This window comes from Halorubellus litoreus, from assembly GCF_055378595.1.
Window position 1 is genome coordinate 1,406,824 of record NZ_AP043836.1, and the last position, 17,359, is coordinate 1,424,182.

20 protein-coding genes are annotated in these 17,359 nt (G+C 71.2%); 8 read left to right on the forward strand and 12 right to left on the reverse strand.

Going from position 1 to position 17,359, the window contains the following annotated elements; genetic code table 11:
• Entirely contained in the window at positions 1 to 1,182 is a 1,182-nt protein-coding gene (locus ACZ48X_RS11280) for a Gfo/Idh/MocA family protein (RefSeq protein ID WP_336349625.1), read from the forward strand.
• Positions 1,183 to 1,399: 217 nt separating this feature from the next.
• Here the strand turns inward: ACZ48X_RS11280 and ACZ48X_RS11285 are convergent, their stop codons facing one another.
• The 3 genes from ACZ48X_RS11285 to ACZ48X_RS11295 all read right to left on the reverse strand — a co-directional run bounded on the left by ACZ48X_RS11285 (position 1,400) and on the right by ACZ48X_RS11295 (position 2,624).
• A complete protein-coding gene (locus tag ACZ48X_RS11285; protein ID WP_336349624.1) occupies positions 1,400 to 1,555 on the reverse strand; it encodes a hypothetical protein in 156 nt (51 codons plus the stop codon).
• 46 nt (positions 1,556 to 1,601) lie between these two features.
• Positions 1,602 to 2,072, reverse strand: a complete 471-nt coding sequence (locus tag ACZ48X_RS11290; protein ID WP_336349623.1) for a hypothetical protein — start codon at positions 2,070 to 2,072, stop codon at positions 1,602 to 1,604.
• An 87-nt stretch (positions 2,073 to 2,159) separates the two neighbouring features.
• On the reverse strand, positions 2,160 to 2,624 hold the full coding sequence (locus ACZ48X_RS11295; RefSeq protein WP_336349622.1) for a histidine kinase: 465 nt from the start codon (positions 2,622 to 2,624) through the stop codon (positions 2,160 to 2,162).
• A gap of 157 nt (positions 2,625 to 2,781) precedes the next feature.
• Between ACZ48X_RS11295 and ACZ48X_RS11300 the strand changes: the two genes are divergently transcribed.
• Entirely contained in the window at positions 2,782 to 3,036 is a 255-nt protein-coding gene (locus ACZ48X_RS11300; protein ID WP_336349621.1) for a hypothetical protein, read from the forward strand.
• A gap of 134 nt (positions 3,037 to 3,170) precedes the next feature.
• On the forward strand, positions 3,171 to 3,545 hold the full coding sequence (locus ACZ48X_RS11305) for a helix-turn-helix domain-containing protein (RefSeq protein ID WP_336349620.1): 375 nt from the start codon (positions 3,171 to 3,173) through the stop codon (positions 3,543 to 3,545).
• Positions 3,546 to 3,712: 167 nt separating this feature from the next.
• Here the strand turns inward: ACZ48X_RS11305 and ACZ48X_RS11310 are convergent, their stop codons facing one another.
• On the reverse strand, positions 3,713 to 4,951 hold the full coding sequence (locus ACZ48X_RS11310; RefSeq protein ID WP_336349619.1) for an outer membrane protein assembly factor BamB family protein: 1,239 nt from the start codon (positions 4,949 to 4,951) through the stop codon (positions 3,713 to 3,715).
• 166 nt (positions 4,952 to 5,117) lie between these two features.
• Here ACZ48X_RS11310 and thrC point away from each other — a divergent pair, with 166 nt between their 5' ends.
• Both thrC and ACZ48X_RS11320 read left to right on the forward strand, forming a co-directional pair.
• The gene (thrC, locus tag ACZ48X_RS11315; protein ID WP_336349618.1) at positions 5,118 to 6,380 is read left to right on the forward strand and encodes a threonine synthase; all 1,263 of its coding nucleotides are present in this window, start codon (positions 5,118 to 5,120) and stop codon (positions 6,378 to 6,380) included.
• 568 nt (positions 6,381 to 6,948) lie between these two features.
• Positions 6,949 to 7,320, forward strand: a complete 372-nt coding sequence (locus ACZ48X_RS11320; protein ID WP_336349617.1) for a hypothetical protein — start codon at positions 6,949 to 6,951, stop codon at positions 7,318 to 7,320.
• Between the two features lie 66 nt (positions 7,321 to 7,386).
• Here ACZ48X_RS11320 and serA read toward each other — a convergent pair whose 3' ends face one another.
• On the reverse strand, positions 7,387 to 8,976 hold the full coding sequence (gene serA / locus ACZ48X_RS11325) for a phosphoglycerate dehydrogenase (RefSeq protein WP_336349616.1): 1,590 nt from the start codon (positions 8,974 to 8,976) through the stop codon (positions 7,387 to 7,389).
• A 156-nt stretch (positions 8,977 to 9,132) separates the two neighbouring features.
• Between serA and ACZ48X_RS11330 the strand changes: the two genes are divergently transcribed.
• A complete protein-coding gene (locus ACZ48X_RS11330) occupies positions 9,133 to 9,585 on the forward strand; it encodes a hypothetical protein (RefSeq protein ID WP_336349615.1) in 453 nt (150 codons plus the stop codon).
• A gap of 24 nt (positions 9,586 to 9,609) precedes the next feature.
• Positions 9,610 to 10,263, forward strand: coding sequence for a DUF7504 family protein (locus tag ACZ48X_RS11335; RefSeq protein WP_336349614.1), 654 nt, complete (start codon positions 9,610 to 9,612; stop codon positions 10,261 to 10,263).
• 3 nt (positions 10,264 to 10,266) lie between these two features.
• On the opposite strand, the gene ACZ48X_RS11340 is transcribed toward ACZ48X_RS11335, so the two are convergent.
• Together ACZ48X_RS11340 and ACZ48X_RS11345 are read right to left on the reverse strand one after the other, a co-directional pair.
• Positions 10,267 to 10,479 (reverse strand): YgaP family membrane protein, encoded by a 213-nt coding sequence (locus tag ACZ48X_RS11340; RefSeq protein WP_336349613.1) that lies wholly within the window; start codon positions 10,477 to 10,479, stop codon positions 10,267 to 10,269.
• A 94-nt stretch (positions 10,480 to 10,573) separates the two neighbouring features.
• Positions 10,574 to 10,975: a DUF7522 family protein gene (locus tag ACZ48X_RS11345; protein ID WP_336349612.1), complete on the reverse strand. Its 402-nt coding sequence runs from the start codon at positions 10,973 to 10,975 to the stop codon at positions 10,574 to 10,576.
• 134 nt (positions 10,976 to 11,109) lie between these two features.
• On the opposite strand from ACZ48X_RS11345, the gene serB reads away from it, so the two are divergent.
• Entirely contained in the window at positions 11,110 to 11,745 is a 636-nt protein-coding gene (serB, locus tag ACZ48X_RS11350) for a phosphoserine phosphatase SerB (protein ID WP_336349611.1), read from the forward strand.
• Positions 11,746 to 11,775: 30 nt separating this feature from the next.
• Here the strand turns inward: serB and ACZ48X_RS11355 are convergent, their stop codons facing one another.
• The 5 genes from ACZ48X_RS11355 to ACZ48X_RS11375 form a co-directional block, all read right to left on the reverse strand.
• On the reverse strand, positions 11,776 to 12,843 hold the full coding sequence (locus ACZ48X_RS11355) for a WD40/YVTN/BNR-like repeat-containing protein (RefSeq protein WP_336349610.1): 1,068 nt from the start codon (positions 12,841 to 12,843) through the stop codon (positions 11,776 to 11,778).
• Between the two features lie 87 nt (positions 12,844 to 12,930).
• Entirely contained in the window at positions 12,931 to 13,338 is a 408-nt protein-coding gene (locus ACZ48X_RS11360; protein WP_336349609.1) for a hypothetical protein, read from the reverse strand.
• Between the two features lie 74 nt (positions 13,339 to 13,412).
• On the reverse strand, positions 13,413 to 14,450 hold the full coding sequence (locus tag ACZ48X_RS11365; protein ID WP_336349608.1) for a calcium/sodium antiporter: 1,038 nt from the start codon (positions 14,448 to 14,450) through the stop codon (positions 13,413 to 13,415).
• Positions 14,451 to 14,609: 159 nt separating this feature from the next.
• Positions 14,610 to 15,917: a homoserine O-acetyltransferase MetX gene (metX, locus tag ACZ48X_RS11370; RefSeq protein ID WP_336349607.1), complete on the reverse strand. Its 1,308-nt coding sequence runs from the start codon at positions 15,915 to 15,917 to the stop codon at positions 14,610 to 14,612.
• A complete protein-coding gene (locus ACZ48X_RS11375; protein ID WP_336349606.1) occupies positions 15,914 to 17,350 on the reverse strand; it encodes an O-acetylhomoserine aminocarboxypropyltransferase/cysteine synthase family protein in 1,437 nt (478 codons plus the stop codon). The genes metX and ACZ48X_RS11375 overlap by 4 nt, the downstream gene beginning before the upstream one ends.
• Positions 17,351 to 17,359: the final 9 nt, after the last annotated feature.

The window sequence follows — 17,359 nt, forward strand, 5'->3', positions numbered from 1 at the left end:
ATGAGCGACGACCCGCTCCGCGTCGGTTTCCTCGGGTATCGGTTCATGGGGAAGGCGCACGCGAACGCGCTCGCTCGGCTCCCGATGTTCTTCCCGGACGCCCCCGCGGTCGAGCGCGACGTCCTCGTCGGCACCGACGAGGACGCGCTCGCGGACGCCACCGAACGCCTCGGCTTCGAGCGGTACGCGACGGACTGGCGCGACGTCGTCGACGACGTCGACGTGTTCTACAACCTCGGGCCGAACTTCCTGCACGTCGACCCCACGGTCGCGGCACTCGAGGCCGGAACGCACGTGCTCTGCGAGAAGCCGCTCGCGCCGACGCTCGACGGCGCGGAACGGATGCGCGACGCCGCCGCCGGAAGCGACGCGGTCGCGGCGTGTGCGTTCAACTACCGGTTCGTGCCCGCCATCCAGTACGCCCGCGACCTGATCGCCGACGGCGAACTCGGCGAGATACGGCAGGTTCGCGGGTCGTACCTCCAAGACTGGCTCGTCGACGACGACGCCCCCTGGAGCTGGCGGAACGACGCCGAGCTCGCCGGAAGCGGCGCGCTCGGCGACCTCGGCGCGCACACCGTCGACCTCGCGAACTTCCTCGTCGGCGACCGCGTCGGCGACGTCGAGCGCGTCAGCGGCCACCTGCGGACGTTCGTCGACGAGCGGCCAGTCGAGGACGCTGACGGCGACGGCGAGGCCCGCGGCGACGACGCGGATGGCGAGGAGACGAAGCCCGTGACGGTGGACGACGCGTACAGCGCGCAGGTCGAGTACGCGTCGGGCGCGATGGGGACGTTCGAGGCGTCGCGGATGACGGCCGGCCACAAGAACGACCACGCCATCGCGGTGCACGGGACCGACGGGAGCCTCCGGTTCTCCCTGGAGCGATTGAACGAACTCGAGGTCCACACGGGCGATTCGCGCGGGTACGAGACGGTGCTCGTCACGGACGAGGACGACCCGTACGGCGACGCGTGGTGGCCGCCCGGGCACGTCCTCGGCTGGGAGCACACGTTCGTCCACGAGAACGCCGCCGTCCTCTCGCAGGTCGCCGCCAGCGAACGCGGCGAACGCGTCGAGACGGACGCGCCGTCGTTCGCCGACGCGTACGACGTCCAGCGCGTGCTGGACGCGATAGCGGCGAGCGACGAGCGCGGCGAGTGGGTTCGCGTCGGCGAGTAGCTCCGGCGACGGGCGGGCATCCCGATGACTGGTTCGTCCACGCGTGACCCGGACGGCCACGAGGGATGCCTGTCACGCCACCTGCCACCGACCCCGACTGCCACCCGGGGCGGCACGCACGCGGTCTCTGTGAACGCGGTCACCGACGTCACCTCGGTGACCGCACCGCTCTCTTGTCGTCTAACTGATCGCACCGCTCTCCACCGAGCGCGAGCGGTCAGCGAGCGCGCACGACCGCGTAGAAGACGCCGCCGAGGAGCGCGCCCCAGATGAGGTAGCCGACGAGCGGCATCACGGCGACGTTCGGGAGCGGGATGTCTGCGGTGAGACCGACGTTGTTCAGCCAGACCGGCCAGACGAAGCCGATGTTCACGGGCCAGAGGCCGGCGGCGTAGACGGCGACGCTGGCGACCGCGGCGTCAGCGCAGCGCGACGACGACCGGGCCGACGACGACGCCGTACGCGAGGTGCGCGGCCGCGCCCACGAGCGAGACGTCCAGCAGCGACGACCCCGTCCCCCCGTCCGCCGCGCCGCCCCAGAGCGGGTCGAGGAGGAGGACGACGGACCCCCAGACGAGGATGGCGAAGGCGACGCTCGCGACCGTCGTCGTCACCGTCGCCCACTCCTCGTCGGCGAGCCCCTCGAACCCGGCGACGAACGCGACGCCGAGCACCGCCGCGTGCGACACGTGGAGCGTCCAGCCGACGAGCCCGCTGGCGCCGTCGAGCCCGTAGATGCCGGGGACCGACGCCGTGAGGAACGACGGCTGGAACACCGAGTAGAGGACGGCCATCACCACGCCGCCGAGGACGCCGGCCACGACGCCGGCCTGCCAGGTCGCCAGTTCGCGATCGGTGCGCGCCCGGGCCTGCGAGACAGTCTCTCCCATAGAGTGACGTGTGACGTGAACGCAGAAAGGCGTTTGCACGCCGGTGCGACCAGCAGGCGCCACCTCGCGTCGGCCCCGCGGACGCCGTCAGTCGAGGACGCCGAACGCACCGCCGAGCACGACGCCGTAGACGACGTGCCCGACGAGGCTCTTCGGGGAGACGTTCGGGACGGCGGGCGCGCCCGCGAACCCGACGGTCTGGAGCCACACGGGCATCACGAGGACCGCGAGGACGACCCAGAGGACGACGCCGAACGCGACGCCCGCGGCGGCCGTCCTCGCCGTCGACCACGTCGTCGCACCGGCGGCGTCGAGGACCGCCGCGAACGCGACCCCGAGGACGGCGCCGTGGGAGACGTGCACCACCCAGCCGGCGAGCCCGCCGGAGAGGCCGTACATCGCCGGTATCGCCGCCTCGATGACGGGTGTCATCTGCGTCGAAAGCATGACGCCCATGACGACGCCGGCGACGACGCCGGCGAGCGTCCCCGCCTGCCAGTCCGCGAGGTCGAAGCCTGTACTCGAATCCGTCGACGTGACAGTCTCTGCCATGTGCACTCGGAGCGACGATGGCGGACGGAAAGACGCTATCTCGGCGCTGTGCGCGCGCTGCACCGCCACGCAAGAGCTAAGTGAACGCCGAGGGCGGTGGTCGACCGCCGGTACGCTTCCGAAACGCCGATACGGGGGGCGCACGCACACGTAGACGATGGACCCCCTCCGCGCGAACGCCGGTGAACTCGACGCCGACGAGATACTGCGTGCGCTCGCGGACGGGCGCCGCGTCGTCATCGTCACCGAGCTCCTCGGGAGCGAGCACGAGGTGACGCTCCGCCACGACGGCACGACGTTCTACTGCGACACCCCGACGACGCTCCACAAGCACGGGACCGAGGACGAGATGCGCGAGTGCATCGACAACCAGGGGTACGCGCGCGACGCCGCCGCCGACGCCGAGGACTGACGACGTCGAGGATTGGCGGCGCGCGTCGCGGAACCCCTTCGTCGACGCCGGGCGCTGGCGAGGGCGCGACTCCTCGCCCGGCGTCGGCGCACGCCGGAGGTACGTTTTTGACCGACGGCGACGGAATACGTGGTATGACAGACCAGTCACCGGACCTCGGCGACCTCCTGGAGCAACCGGACCCGTCGTTCCAGAACGTCCTGAGTTGCGTGTTCGGCATCCAGGACCACGAGGTCCGGACGTACGTCGCGCTCCTCCACAACCCCGGGAGCACCGTCGAGGAACTCGCCGGCGAGATGGAGCGCGACCGCTCGAACGTCAACCGGTCGCTCTCGACGCTGCTGGAGAACGGGCTCGCGGACCGCAACCGGCGGCTGCTCGACGCCGGCGGCTACGTCTACCAGTACACCGCGACCGACCTCCCCGAAGCGAAACAGCTCCTCCACGACGCGCTCGACGAGTGGACCGAGACCGTCCACGGCGTGATCGACGACTTCGACGGGAACTGACTGCCTCACCCAGCATACGGCGACCGCCAGGTCGCCGTTTCTCCTACCTCCTCACCCAGCATACGCTCGCCCCCAGGCGGCCGTTTCCACTACTCCCTCACCCAGCATACGCTCGCCCCCAGGCGGCTGTTTCTCCTGCGCTTTCGCCGCGCGAGGTGACGGTTCGGTCACTCGGCGGCTGGTTCGAAGGCGTGGAGGCCGGCGGGGCCGACGGCGAGGAGGCGGTCGGCGGCGATGACGGGTGAGGCGTACGTCGAGGTGTGTGGTTGGGTGTACGACCAGCGTTCGCGGTCGGGTGCGAGGAGGCCGCTGGCGTCGCGGCGGAGCGCGATCGGGTGGTCGTCGTCGACGACGACCGAGTCGTCGGTGACGAGTGGTGCAGCGGTCGCGGTCTCGCTGGAGAGGCGCGTCGACCAGTTGGTCTCGCCGGTGGTGCCGTCGAGTTCGTGGAGGTCGGTCGTGGCGACGTAGACGTCGGTGTCGTCGGTGGCGGCGGCGGCGAGCGACTGGAGGTCGCGTCGCCAGCGGACGTCGCCGAAGCGGTCGACGGCGACGACGCCCTGCCAGCCGGTCTGGACGACGCCGCCGTCGTCGAGGACGGGGGCGGCGTAGGGGGCGTTCGCGCGGACGCGCCAGCGGATGCTGCCCGTCCCGGGTTCGAGTTTGACGAGTCCGTGCCGGTCGGGAACGTACACGCCGGTGTGCTCGACGGCCGGTGCGACCTGCGTGGCGAACGTGCCCGAGAGGTTGTACTCGTCGTACGCAAGCGGGTCGAGCGGCGTCCGCCAGCGTTCGCTGCCGTCGGGCGCGAGTTTGACGCACGCGGTGGCGCTCCGGACGTAGGCGTCGTCGTCGTGGACGGTGACGCCGTACGCGCGGTCGTCGCCGACGCGAGCGCGCCACTGCTCGAAGCCCGTACCGAGGTCGTACGCACCGACGTACGCGGGCGCCGGGTCCGGGCCGTCGCTCCGCGGGACCTCGCGGAACGGGACGTAGAGGCGGCGGCTGTCGGGGTCGATCGCGGGCGCGCCGGAGACGGCGTGGCGGTCGGGGAGCGACCGTCGCCAGCCGACGACGCCGTTCACGCCGACGGCGACGACGCGGCCCTCGGTCGCGAAGTACGCTTGCTCGTCGTGCACGACCGGTGATACGTACGGGAAGTCCGCGGACGCGAGCACCTCGTGGTCGGTGGGTTCCGGAGCGCCGCCCGCGACGCGGTTCTGGTTCCCGGGCGCGTTCCCGAGCGAGTGCCAGTCGCCGGCGTGGAACGACTCGGTGTCGCCGTCGGATTCGAGGACGCTACAGCCGGCGAGCGAGGCGGCGAGCCCTGTTCCGGCGGCGGCGAGGACGGCGCGACGCGAGCGACCTCGGTCGTCGCGCTCGCTACGGGCAGTGGAGGGCTGCATGGGCGTCGGTCGGGCCATCGTCGGCAAGTATCTTGTGCGACGGGCTCAGGTGGTCGTCGGGTCCGCTGCGAGCGGTTCGCGGCGCGGTCGTTCGACGGCGAGTGGGCGCGGCAACGTCTGGGTGTACCCCGCGGACTTTTGGACGCGCGGGGCTTTCACCTCGACAATGGATTCCCTTTCACTGGACGCGCCAGCGCCGGAGGCGCCAGCGGTCGCGAACGACAACGGCGTGTGGCTCGCGTGCATCGAGTGCGGTGACGCGTACGCGCCGTTCGACGAGGTGCGGTACACGTGCGACTGCGGGTGCTTGCTCGAAGCAAGGTACGCCGACTTGCCGACGTTCGAGGACTTCGAGGGCCGCGGCGTGTGGCGGTACTCGGCGGCGCTCCCGTTCGATGTGGGCGTGACGCTCCCGGAGGGCGACACGCCGCTGCATCGCGTCCCGGACCTCGAGGACGAACTCGGCGTGGAGGCGTTGCGCGTCAAACACGAGGGGATGAACCCGACGGGCGCGTTCAAGGACCGCGGGATGACGGTCGGGGTTCGCGTCGCCCAGGAGCTCGGCGTCGGCCGGCTGGCGTGCGCGAGCACGGGGAACACGAGCGCGGCGCTGTCGGCGTACGGCGCTCGCGCGAACATGGAGACGCTCGTCCTGCTGCCGGCGGGGAAGGTCGCGGCGGGGAAGGTCGCGCAGGCGAGCCTCCACGGCGCGCGCATCCTCGAGGTGGACGGGAACTTCGACACGTGCCTGGACATCGTCCAGGACCTCGCGGAGAGCGGCGACGCGTACCTCCTGAACTCGCTGAACCCGTTCAGGCTCGAGGGCCAGAAGACGATTGGACTGGAGATACTGGAGCGGTTCGTGGACGACTACGGGGCGTTCCCGGACCGGATCGTCCTGCCCGTTGGGAACGCGGGGAACACGGCGGCGTTGTACAAGTGCTTCCGCGAACTCGTGCAGTCGGGCGCGCTCGCGAAGGACGACGTGCCGACGCTGACGGGCGTGCAAGCGGAAGGTGCGGCGCCGATGGTCGAAGCCGTCCAGGAGGGGAACGACGAGGTGCGGCGCTGGGACGACGTGGAGACGCGCGCGACCGCCATCCGTATCGGGAATCCGGTGAACGCGCCGAAGGCACTCCCGGGTATCCGCGAGACGGGCGGGACGGCGGTCGCCGTGAGCGACGACGAGATCACGCGAGCGCAGCGCGACCTCGCCGGCGAGGGCGTCGGCGTCGAGCCGGCGAGCGCCGCGTCGCTCGCGGGGGCGCGCAAGCTCCGCGACGAGGGCGTCATCGAGGCCGGCGAGCGCGTCGCGCTCCTGACGACCGGGCACCTCCTGAAGGACCCCGACGCGGCCGCGGCCGCGGGTGCTGAGCCCGAGTCGGTGCCGGGGACGACCGAGGGTGTTCGAGAGCATCTCGCGGACTGACCGAGCGTACGGCCGCCTCCAGGCGGCCGTTTCCTGCGGTGTGTTCGCGGACGCGGACTGACCGAGCGTACGGCCGCCTCCAGGCGGCCGTTTCCTGCGGTGTGTTCGCGGACGCGGACTGACCGAGCGTACGGCCGCCTCCAGGCGGCCGTTTCCTGCGGTGTGTTCGCGGACGCGGACTGACCGAGCGTACGGCCGCCTCCAGGCGGCCGTTTCCTGCGGTGTGTTCGCGGACGCGGACTGGCCGAGCATACGCCGACCCCCAGGTCGGCGTTTCCTGCGGTGTGTTCGCGGACGCGGACTGACCGAGCATACGCCGACCCCCAGGTCGGCGTTTCCTGCAGTGTGTTCGCGGACGCGGACTGACCGAGCATACGCCGACCCCCAGGTCGGCGTTTCCTGCGGTGTGTTCGCGGACGCGGACTGACCGAGCGTACGCCGACCCCCAGGGTGCTGTTTCTGACGGGATGGGTTGCGTCGGGTGTTGGTTCCGTGGGTGGTTGTCTGACGCTCGTGTTCCGTTGGTCTGACGGGGTTTGACGTGTCCTTGCGAGAAGTATGCTAGTCCATGTCATCCGACCCCGCGTTCACCGTCGAGTGGACGGTGCCGACCGAGGACGACGAGTGGGGTGGCGGTGCGCCGACTGCGCGCCCGCGACCCCCGAGTAGCGACTCCGATGCTGCCACCATCACGGCCACGACCGACCCGGACGGCGAGCGATTGAGTGGCCGTGACCCGGCGAACCTGCCGCCGTCGCCGGTGCTGGCCGCGCGCGTCGATCATCTGCGTTCGGACCGCGACGCCGCGGAGCGACGGGTCGAGGCCGTCCGTGACCGCTACGAGACGATGCTGGCGGAGCGGAACGCGACCATCAGGGACCTGCGCGAGCGGGAGTCGCTCCTGGAGTCGCTCGTTCGGCGCGTCCGGGACGCGCTCTGAGTCGACCCGTCGGTCGTGTACGTGGGGCGGCGTATCGAGAGAAACGGTCAGTGAACGCGGGTGCGGTTACTCGTCGGCGCCGTTGAGTCGGATGACGGTGACGTCCGTGATGCGGTCGTCGGCGACGAGTTCCTCGCGCGCTGCGTCCGATATCTCGCCGTCGACGTTGTACACCGTCAGTGCCTCGCCGCCGATGGTCTGGCGAGCGTTGAACATCCCGGCGATGTTCACGTCGTACTTCCCCATGACGGAGCCGATGAGGCCGATGACGCCCGGTTCGTCGGCGTTCCGTGCGACGACCATCTTCCCGTGAGGGATGGCGTCGACGCGGAACCCGTCGATGCGGACGATGCGCGGGTCGTCGCCGTGGAAGAGCGTTCCACAGACGGAGAGTTCGTCGTCGCCGTCGCCGACCGTGACCGTGATGAGACTCTGGAAGTCCTCGCTGCTCCGGCTCTTCGATTCCGTAACCTCGACGCCGCGCTCCTCAGCGATACGCGGCGCGTTCACCGAGTTCACCTGCCATTCGAGCGGTTCGAACACGCCCTTCAGGACGCTCGCGGTGACGAGGTCGACCTCCTCCTCGGCGATGTCGCCCTCGTAGCTGACCTCGACGGACTCGATGCGCTTCCCGAACAGCTGCGCGGCGACCTTCCCGGACGTCTCGCCGAGGTCGATGTACGGTTCGACGCGCGGGAACGCCGCCTCGTCCATCGACGGCGCGTTCAGCGCGTTCATCACGGGCTCGCCCGCGAACGCCGCGACTACTTGATCAGCAGTCGACACCGCGACGTTCTCCTGAGCGGCCTCCGTGCTCGCGCCGAGATGGGGCGTCACGACGACGTCCTCCACGTCGAGCAGCGGGTTGTCCGGCGAGACGGGTTCCTCGGCGAAGACGTCCACCGCGGCGCCCGCGAGCACGCCGTCCTCGACGGCTTCGGCGAGCGCGTCCTCGTCGACGACGCCGCCGCGAGCGCAGTTCACGACGTACCCGCCCTCCAACTGCGCGAGCTCCTCGTCGCTGATCATGTCCTCGGTCTCGTCCGTGAGCGGCACGTGGACGGTGAGGAAGTCCGCGCGGTCCAGGCAGTCGTCGAGGTCGACGAGCTCCGCGCCGAGTTGCTCGGCGCGCTCCTCGCTGATGTACGGGTCGAACGCGACGAGGTCCATCCCGAGCGAGTGGCACTTCTTCGCGACCTCCTGGCCGACGCGACCGAGGCCGACGACGCCGAGCGTCTTTCCATTCACTTCGGTGCCGAGGAAGTCGCCTTTCGCCCATTCTCCGTCGCGAAGTCGGGTGTGGGCTTGCGGGATCGAGCGCGCGGTCGCGAACGCCATCGCGACCGTGTGCTCGCTGGCGGCGCGAACGTTCCCTTCGGGGGCGTTCGCGACGACGACGCCGTGCTCGGTCGCCGCGTCGATGTCGATGTTGTCCACGCCGATGCCGGCGCGGCCGACGATGACGAGTTCCGACGCGGCCTCGAACACCGCCTCGGTCACCTCGGTTCCCGAGCGCACGATGAGTCCGTTCGCGTCGGAGACCGCGGACAGGAGCGCGTCTCCTTCGACGTCGTAGGCGGTCTCGACTTCGTGGCCCGCCTCTGTGAGGCGTTCGATACCCGCGTCGGCGATGGGGTCCGTCACCAGGACCTTCATACGCGAGTCCATCATCCCACGGCCCATAACGCTTCCTTTACCATGGAGGGTGGCGAAAATTGCCGTGGTAGCCGTTCGCACGGCCAGTAGGGGGTGCACCACCGTCGGCACCGAGACCCCAGTATTTTTACGAACGGTAGTGGTTCGATTTCATATATGAACGAGGGGCGGCCGGACTCGCACCGCGGGACGCCGAACGAGACGCCCGTGAGCGCCGCGGAGACGCTGTCGCGGCGCGAGAGCGAGCGACGGTGGCCGGTCGCGCGCGACCTCGCCCTGCTCGCGTTCGGCGGGGGAATCTACGGCGTCGAGCTCGCGTTCGTCGGCCGCGTCGACTGGCCGGCGTTCGCGGCTGCGGCCGTCGCAACGGCGGTCGCCGCCGCGCTCGCGTGGCGCTGGCCACCGCTACACGACCCCGGCGACGTCCGCCGACAGGTCGCGGTGCTCGCGGGCACGCTTGCTGGTATCGTCGCCGTCGCGTACTACGTCCTCGTCGTCGACCCAGCCACGGTCCAGCGCGCGAGCGTCGGCGTCGGCTTCGTCGTCGGCATCGCCGTCGCGCGCGTCGAGCGAGCGGTCCGCGAGCCCGCCGGAACCGCGCTTTCTTGACGGGCGCGCTCCAAGCCGCGTGCAATGACGGACTTGGCGCCGGCCCTCGACACGGGCGCGGTCCGCGACGGGTCGAACGTGCTCGTCGTCGGCCCGCCGATGACGGGCAAGCGCGAGCTGCTGTACGAGGTGCTGGCGGCCGACCGCGGGAGCGACCGGGCGACCGCGTTCGTGACGACGCGGAAGGCCGCCGAGACCGTCGAGCGCGAGTACCGCGACGTCCACCCCGACGTCGCGACGCTCGCCGTCGTCGACTGCGTCACGCGCCAGCGCGGGTTCGGGCGGAACGAGGAGTCCCCGAACCGCCGGCTCGTGTCGAGCGCTGGCGACCTCACCGGTATCGGTATCGGCCTCACGGACTTCATGCGGCGGTTCCACGAGGACGACGCCCTCGCGGGGGCGAGCGTCGGGATGCACACGCTCTCGACGCTGTTGATGTACGCGGACGTCCGCCGCGTCTACCAGTTCCTGCACGTCCTCACGGGCCGCGTAGAGAGCTCGGGGTTCCTCGGCGGGTTCGTCCTCGACACGCCCGTCCCACAGGACTCGCTGGGCATCATCAAACAGCCGTTCGACGGCCTCGTCGAGGTCCGCGAGGTCGAGGACACCGGAGCGCGCGAGTACCGCGTCCGCGGCCTCCCGAGCGACGCCGGGCCGCGAGCGTGGACCGAATTCTGAACGCTACGTGGTGTCGACGCCCAGCAGCGAGTACAGGCCGCACGTGTTCGTCGCGCCCGTGATGAGCAGTATCAGCGAGAGCGCGCCCAGCACGGGTGAGAGCGCGACGGGTGCGCCGGCGATGGCGTCGCCGAGGATGGCGAGCGAGACGACGCCGAGAACCCCTCCGAGGGCGACGCGACCGATGCCGTCCGACCGACCGACGTTCTGCTCCATGCGCGACAGTATGGTATCTGGTCACAAGAGCGGTGGGTCGATTCCGAGCGCGTGAGAACGCCCGCCTGGGCCGCCGCCTGCTGGGGCGAGCGAGTCAGTCGTCGACGTCGAGGTAGTGCAGGGTCGTGTCGACGAGCGGTGACTCCTCGCGGTCGAAGACGACGACGACGCCGCTCCATTCCTCGTCGGGGAACACGGCGACGATGACCTCGTCGAAGAACCGTACCGTCGAGTTCAGTTCCCCGAAGTCGTACAGCGACTGCTCCTGGGGCGGGTCACCGAGCGCCTTCATCAGGAGCGTCTTCACGCGCTCCTCGAGTTCCGCGTCGGTGAACTGGGCGTCCACGGTGTCGCTGACGTGCACGACGTCGTACGCCTCGCCCTCGTACCGGAACGCCAGCCGGAGGGAGGCGTCGACGTTCTCGTGGAGTTCCTCGACGAGCCCGCGCAGGTTCGCGTCCTCGACGGCCTCGATGGCCTCGTCCGCTTCGTCCATGCCCGCCGGTTCGAACCACGGTGGCTTAATGGTGTGTGCGGGTTCGAGCGTCGAGGGGCTATCGAAGACCGTCCGCGCGGCGAGTTCGACCGGGACCCGGAGGCTACAAGACGCCGCCTCGCAGAGTCGTGGGTATGACGCTGGTCGCGTTCGACTTCGACGGCACTCTGTCCGATTCGGAGATGACCGTCCTGCTCGGCGACGAGTACGGGGTGGCGGACAAGATGGCGGACATCACGCATCGCGCGATGAACGACGAGCTCGGGTACGCGGAGAGCCTCCGGCAGCGCGCCGGCCTCCTCGACGGGTTGAGCGAGGAAGCGGCGGAGCGCGCGTGGGGGAACGTCCGCCTCCGCGAGGGCGCCGCGGAGGTCATCGCGGCGCTCCGCGACGCCGGCGTGACGGTCGCCATCTTCACGGGCGGGTTCGAGAAGGGCGTCGCGGCGGCGCTCGAACGCGAGGGCGTCGACGTGGACGCCATCGTCGCGAACCGTCTGCCCGTCGAGGACGGCGCGCTCACTGGCGGCGTCGAAGGGAGCCTCATCGAGGGGACGAAGGACGACGCGCTCCGCGAGTACGCGAGCGAGCACGACGTCGACCTCGCGGACACCGTCGCCGTCGGCGACGGCGCGAACGACCTCCCGATGCTCGAGGTGGCGGGGCTCGCGGTCGGGTTCGAGCCGAAACCGAACGTCGAACCGGCGTGCGACGTCACCGTCTCGTCGATGACGGAACTCCGGGACGTCCTCGAAGCCGAAGGCGTCCTCTGAATCGACTGTTCCTTCGCTATCGCGGTGTCTTCACTCGGCGAGCCACGCGAGCGGCGTGTACGTGCCGCTCGACTCGTCGGTCGGGAACGACCCGACCGTGGTCCACTCACCGCCTGCGGTCTCCCGGAGGAGTGACCCCCGGTGCGTGCCGGCGAAGAGCGTGTCTCCGTCGACCGCGGTGACGCCCGTGACGACCTCGTCTGGCGTGTCAACGTCGAGTTCGCGGAGGCCGGCCTCGGGGGTGTAGGCGAAGAATCCGGGGTCCTCGTCGGGGTCGTCCCAATTCCCCGAACTCGAGAGCGCGCCGGCGGCGTACGTCCGGCCGTCGTGGTGGAAGACGGTTCGGAAGTACCCCTGCTCGACGTCGTCGTCGAGGCGCGTCCACGACGCGCCGGCGTCGGTCGTCTCGAACAGCCCGAACCCGGTCGCGGCGAGCCACGTGTCGGCGTCGACGACCGCGAGTTCGTGGACGTCGTCGTGGACGTCTCCCGGTCGCTTGCTCCAGTCCACGCCGTCGGTCGCGTCCTCGGGTCGCGGGTCCGTGATGGGGCCGCGGCGTTCGGTCCACGTGTCGCCGCGGTCGGCGCTCGCGTGCACGCCGCCGACCTCGACGGCCGCGACGACGCCCTCCGGGTCGCCGGGGAGGCCCTTCGCGTCGCGGACGTGCGCCAGGTCCTCGTGGCGCGGGAGCCGCCAGTGCTCGCGCGAGGGGAGCGCCTGGAAGCCCTCGCGTTCGCGCCAGTCCAGCGCCGTCGGGTCGAGCGCGTCCTCGCCGTCGACGACGGCTGCGGGGACGTCCGCGGCGTACGTCGCGGCGGGACGCGTCCCGGCGTACAGCGTCTCGCCGTCGCTGCTCGCACCGACCGCGTACACCGCGTCCGCGGGGACGCCCAGGTCGACCCAGTCGTCGCCGCCCGGCGCGTGATAGAGCCCGCTCGCGGTCGCCGCGAACACGCCGTCGGGTCGCTCGGAGTCGTCGAACGACCGGACGCGCATCGCGCTGTCCGCGTCGAGAACGCGACTCGCCGTCGCTGGCTGCTCGCGTTCGAGCGCGTCGCCGAATCGGTACACGCCGCCGTCGCTCCCGACGTAGAGCATACGCGAACCCTCGGCCGGCGGGGCCTTCAGCGTTCCCGAGAACGAGTTTTTGTAGTCGCGCTGTCAGTCGCGGTCGGGTCACGCCGGTCAGGTGTCGTCGACGACGGCGTCCCGGTAGCGTTCCGCGCGCTCGCTCGGGAGGAGCATCCCGTCGGATTCCTCGACGAAGTCGACGACGCGCTCGGCGAGCACCCCGGGCGACGTGTCGGGTCGTGCGGCGACGAGGTCGCCGACGAGCGCGACCTGGTCGTTCACGCGGTCGACGAGGTACCCGACGTCCTCGACGGTCTCGACGACGTCGACGTACGCGTCCGGGTCGGCCGCGGGGTCGAGCGTCGCCGCGTCGTCGGCGGCGTGGTCGTGGACCGCTTCGACGGCTTCGACGCCGCGTTCGGTCGCCGCCTGGAGGGCCGCGAGCAGGTCGTCGACGGGGGGTGCGTCCGGGTCGCCGTCCGCGACGCGCTGGAAGTCGACGACGAGGTCGCTCTCTGGCATACGACAGCCTTCGCGGGCGACCGACAAGAGGGCGGCGGGTCGGGAGCGCTCGTCGAGTGCCGCGCGGCGTAGCGTCAGCCGACGACGCCGAGGATGCCGAGCACCCACCGGACGCCTTCGGAGAGCGAGAACAGCACGCCTTCGCCGCGCGAGACCTGGCGGCCGGACCACATGAGCGCGACGACGACCGCGACGAGTGCGACGAGCCACGTGACGGTCTCCACGACCGCCGGCGTCACCGTCATCGGTCGGGCGAGTGCGCCGACGCCCGCGACCGCGAGGACGTTGAAGACGTTGCTCCCGACGACGTTCCCGACGGACACGCCCGTTCGACCGCGGGCGAGCGCGACGAGCGACACCGCGAACTCGGGCGCCGACGTGCCCGCGGCGACGATGGTGCCGCCGACGAGCGCGTCCGAGAGCCCGTAGACGCCCGCGATGGCGACCGCGGACTCGACGAGGAAGTGGCCGCTCACGAGGACGACCGCGAGCGCGCCGACGAGGAGTGCGGCGTCGCGCACGCCGAACCCGACGGGGTCGGCCACCCGGACCGGGACCGGCGGGTCGTCCGCGGTCGACGTCGACGACCCGTCGGTCGATGCTGAACGGCCCTCGGCCGCTGCCGGCCGGCTCTCGGTCGACGCGGCTGCGGTGCCGGCACGGGCGCCCCTGAGGAGGTACGTGGTGTACGCGACGAACGCCACGAGGAGGATCGCGCCCTCGACGCGCGTGACGACGCGGTCGAGGACGACCGCCGCGAACAGTCCGGTCGCGGCGAGGAGCACGACGCCGTCCCGGCGGACGAACGCCCGGCGGACGGGGACCGCGCGTATCGTCGCGAGGACGCCGAGGACGATGGCGAGGTTGAAGATGCTCGACCCGGCGACGTTCCCGACCGCGACGTCGCCGAGGCCGACGACCGCCGCGTCCGCCGTGACGACGATCTCGGGCATCGACGTGCCCGCGGCGACGACGGTGAGGCCGACGACGACGTTCGACACGCCGAGGCGGCGCGCGAGCGAGACGGTCGCGTCCACGAGCCCGCGCGCACCGAGAGCGAGCCCGAGGACGCTGGCTGCGAACACGGCGACCTGGACGACGAGGGAGACCACCGACCGGGCGTTCTCGTCCTCGACGCAAAGGCCTTGGGCAGTCCGCAATCGGCGAGCGTCGCCCCGCCCGACCGTGCTCCGGTGCGCAGTCGGGAGGCCGGCGAGCGTCGTTCGGAGAACGGGCCTCGTCAGGAGAACAGGCTGGTGGACGACAGCTCGTCAGGAGAACAGGCTCGTGTGGACGGGTGCGTGCCGGTCGTCGCCGCCGTCGCCGTTCTCGGTGTCGGAGACGGCGCGGCCGTCGACGCCGTCGCTCAGGAAGTCACGCAGTGGTGGGCCGACGTGCTCGGGTTCGACGAGGAACGCGTCGTGGCCGTGGTCGGAGTCGACGACGTGGTGCGCGACCGGGACGTCCGCGTCGCGCGCGCTCGCCGCGAGCCCCTCGGCTTGCTCGACGGTGAAGTGCCAGTCGCCCGTGAACGACATCGCGAGCAGTTCGCCCTGGAACGCGGCGAGCGCGGCGGTGTCGCCCTCGTAGCCCGCGGCGAGGTCGTAGTCGTCCATCGCTCGCGTGAGGTAGAGGTAGCTGTTCGCGTCGAAGCGCGACGTGAACGAGTCCGCGTTGTAGTCGAGGTAGGACTCGACCTCGCGGTACGGGAAGAAGTCGCCGGCGGGGTCGCTCGGGAACCGGTCGCGCGCGTCGTTCCGGCCCGCCGCCCGGCGACCGAAGCGGTCGTCCATCGAGTCCTTCGAGAGGTACTGGAGGTGCCCGAGCTGGCGCGCCAAGGCGAGGCCGTCGTCGGGTTTCTCGTCGGCGTGGTAGTAGTCGCCGCCGTTCCACGCCGGGTCGGTCGTGATCGCTCTGCGGGCGACCGCCTCGACCGCGAGCCCCTGCGCGTCGAGCCGGGGCGCGGTGGCGACCGCGCCGACGCGGTCGACGTCGTCCGGGTAGCGTTTCGCCCAGTCGAGCGCGTTCATGCCGCCGACGCTCCCGCCGACGACCGCGTGCAGGCGACCGACGCCGAGTGCGTCCAGGACGCGGCGTTGCGTGCGCGTCCAGTCCCCGACCGTCACCGGCGGGAACTCGGTCCCCCAGCGTTCGCTCTCTCGGGCACCCTCGGCCTTCGCGGCCTCGGGCTTCTCGCTCGCCGGGCCTTCGCTCCCGTAACACGACCCGGGGACGTTCACGCACACGACGAAGTACTGCTTCGTGTCGATGGCCTTCCCGGGGCCGACGACGTCCCCCCACCAGGCGCGCGCCTGGCCCGACGTGTTCGGCGCGCTCGCGCTCTCGTCGGCGGTGTCGTCACCGCTCGACTCGTCGCCGTCGTCGCTCCCGCCGCGCTGCCAGCTGTCCCGGCCGCTTCGCCGTCGGGCGACGTGCGCGCTCCCCGTGAGCGCGTGCGTCACGAGGACCGCGTTCCCGCCGGTGAACTCGCCGTACGTCTCGTACGCGAGCGTCAGTTCGGGGACGGTCTCGCCGCACTGGAACTCGAACTCGTCGAGCGTGACGGTCTCGGTCGTCACGCGCCGTCACCTCCGCGCGTTCCGCCGTCGGTTGCGGGGGTCGCGGTCGCGGCGTCGTCGGTCGTCGCGCTCGCGATGGCCGCGTCGAGGTCCGCGAGCAGGTCCGCGGGGTCCTCGATACCCACGGACAGTCGGACGAGGTCGGGCGTGACGCCCGCGTCAGCCTGCTCCGCGGGCGAGAGCTGGGCGTGCGTCGTGCTCGCGGGGTGGATGACGAGCGTCTTCGCGTCCCCGATGTTCGCGAGGAACGACGCGAGGTCGACGGCCTCGCAGAAGCGCTTGCCCGCGGCGTAGCCCGCGGGGCCGGGCGTCTCCTCGCTCCCCGCGAGACCGAACGCGATCATGCCGCCGTAGCCGCCGTCGAGGTACTCGCTCGCGTTGTCGTGCGTCGGGTGGGAGTCGAGGCCGGGGTGGGTGACCCACGCGACGTCGTCGTGCTCCTGGAGGTAGTCGGCGACGATGCGGGCGTTCTCGCAGTGCTTGTTCATGCGGAGTTCGAGCGTCTGGAGGCCCTGGAGGGTCTGCCAGGCGTCGAACGGCGACTGCTGGTCGCCGAGCGACCGCAGCGAGCGGTAGCGGACGGCGGCGGCGAGCGGCGCGTCGGGCGCGTACTCGCTGAAGTCCGTGTCCGGATAGGCGGGGTTCGGGCCCGCGACCTCGGGGTAGTCGTGCGCTCGCCAGTCGAAGTTCCCGGTGTCGACGACGACGCCGCCGACGGTGGTGCCCGACCCGTGGAGCCACTTCGTCGTGGACTCCCAGACGACGTCGACCCCATGATCACCAGGGTTGCAGAGCGCGGGCGTGGCGAACGTGTTGTCGGCGACGAGCGGGACGCCGTGCTCGTGGGCGACCGCGCTGATGGCGTCGAAGTCGGGCGTCACCAGCGAGGGGTTGCCGACGGTCTCGACGTGCACGAACGCGGTGTCGTCGTCGACGGCGTCGCGGTAGGCGTCGACGTCGAGGGTGTCGACGAACTCGACGTCGATGCCGCGGCGCGAGGCGGTATCTCGGAGGTACGTGGTGGTGCCGCCGTAGGTGTCGTTCGAGCAGACGACGGTGTCGCCGGCTTCGGCGAGGACGAGGGTGAGGGCGTCGAGCGCGGCCATCCCGGACGCGGTCGCGACCGCGGCAGGGGCGTCGTGGAGGCTGGCGATGGCGTCCTCGAGGCGCTCGGTGGTGGGGTTGGAGATGCGCGAGTAGATGTGGCCGCGGTCCTCGAGCGCGTAGCGGTCGGCGGCGGTGTCGGCGTCGGGGAACTCGTAGCTCGTGGTCTGGTGGAGTGCCGGTGCGCGCGCGCCGGTCGCGGGGTCTGCGGGGCCGTCGGCGTGGACGGCGCGCGTCCCGAATCGCGTGCCATCGCGGGGGTCACCGCCGGGGCGTGTGCCGGCCGCGTCCGTGCCCGTGGCGTCGTCGGCGTCGGCGTCCTCTGTCATGTTTAGAAG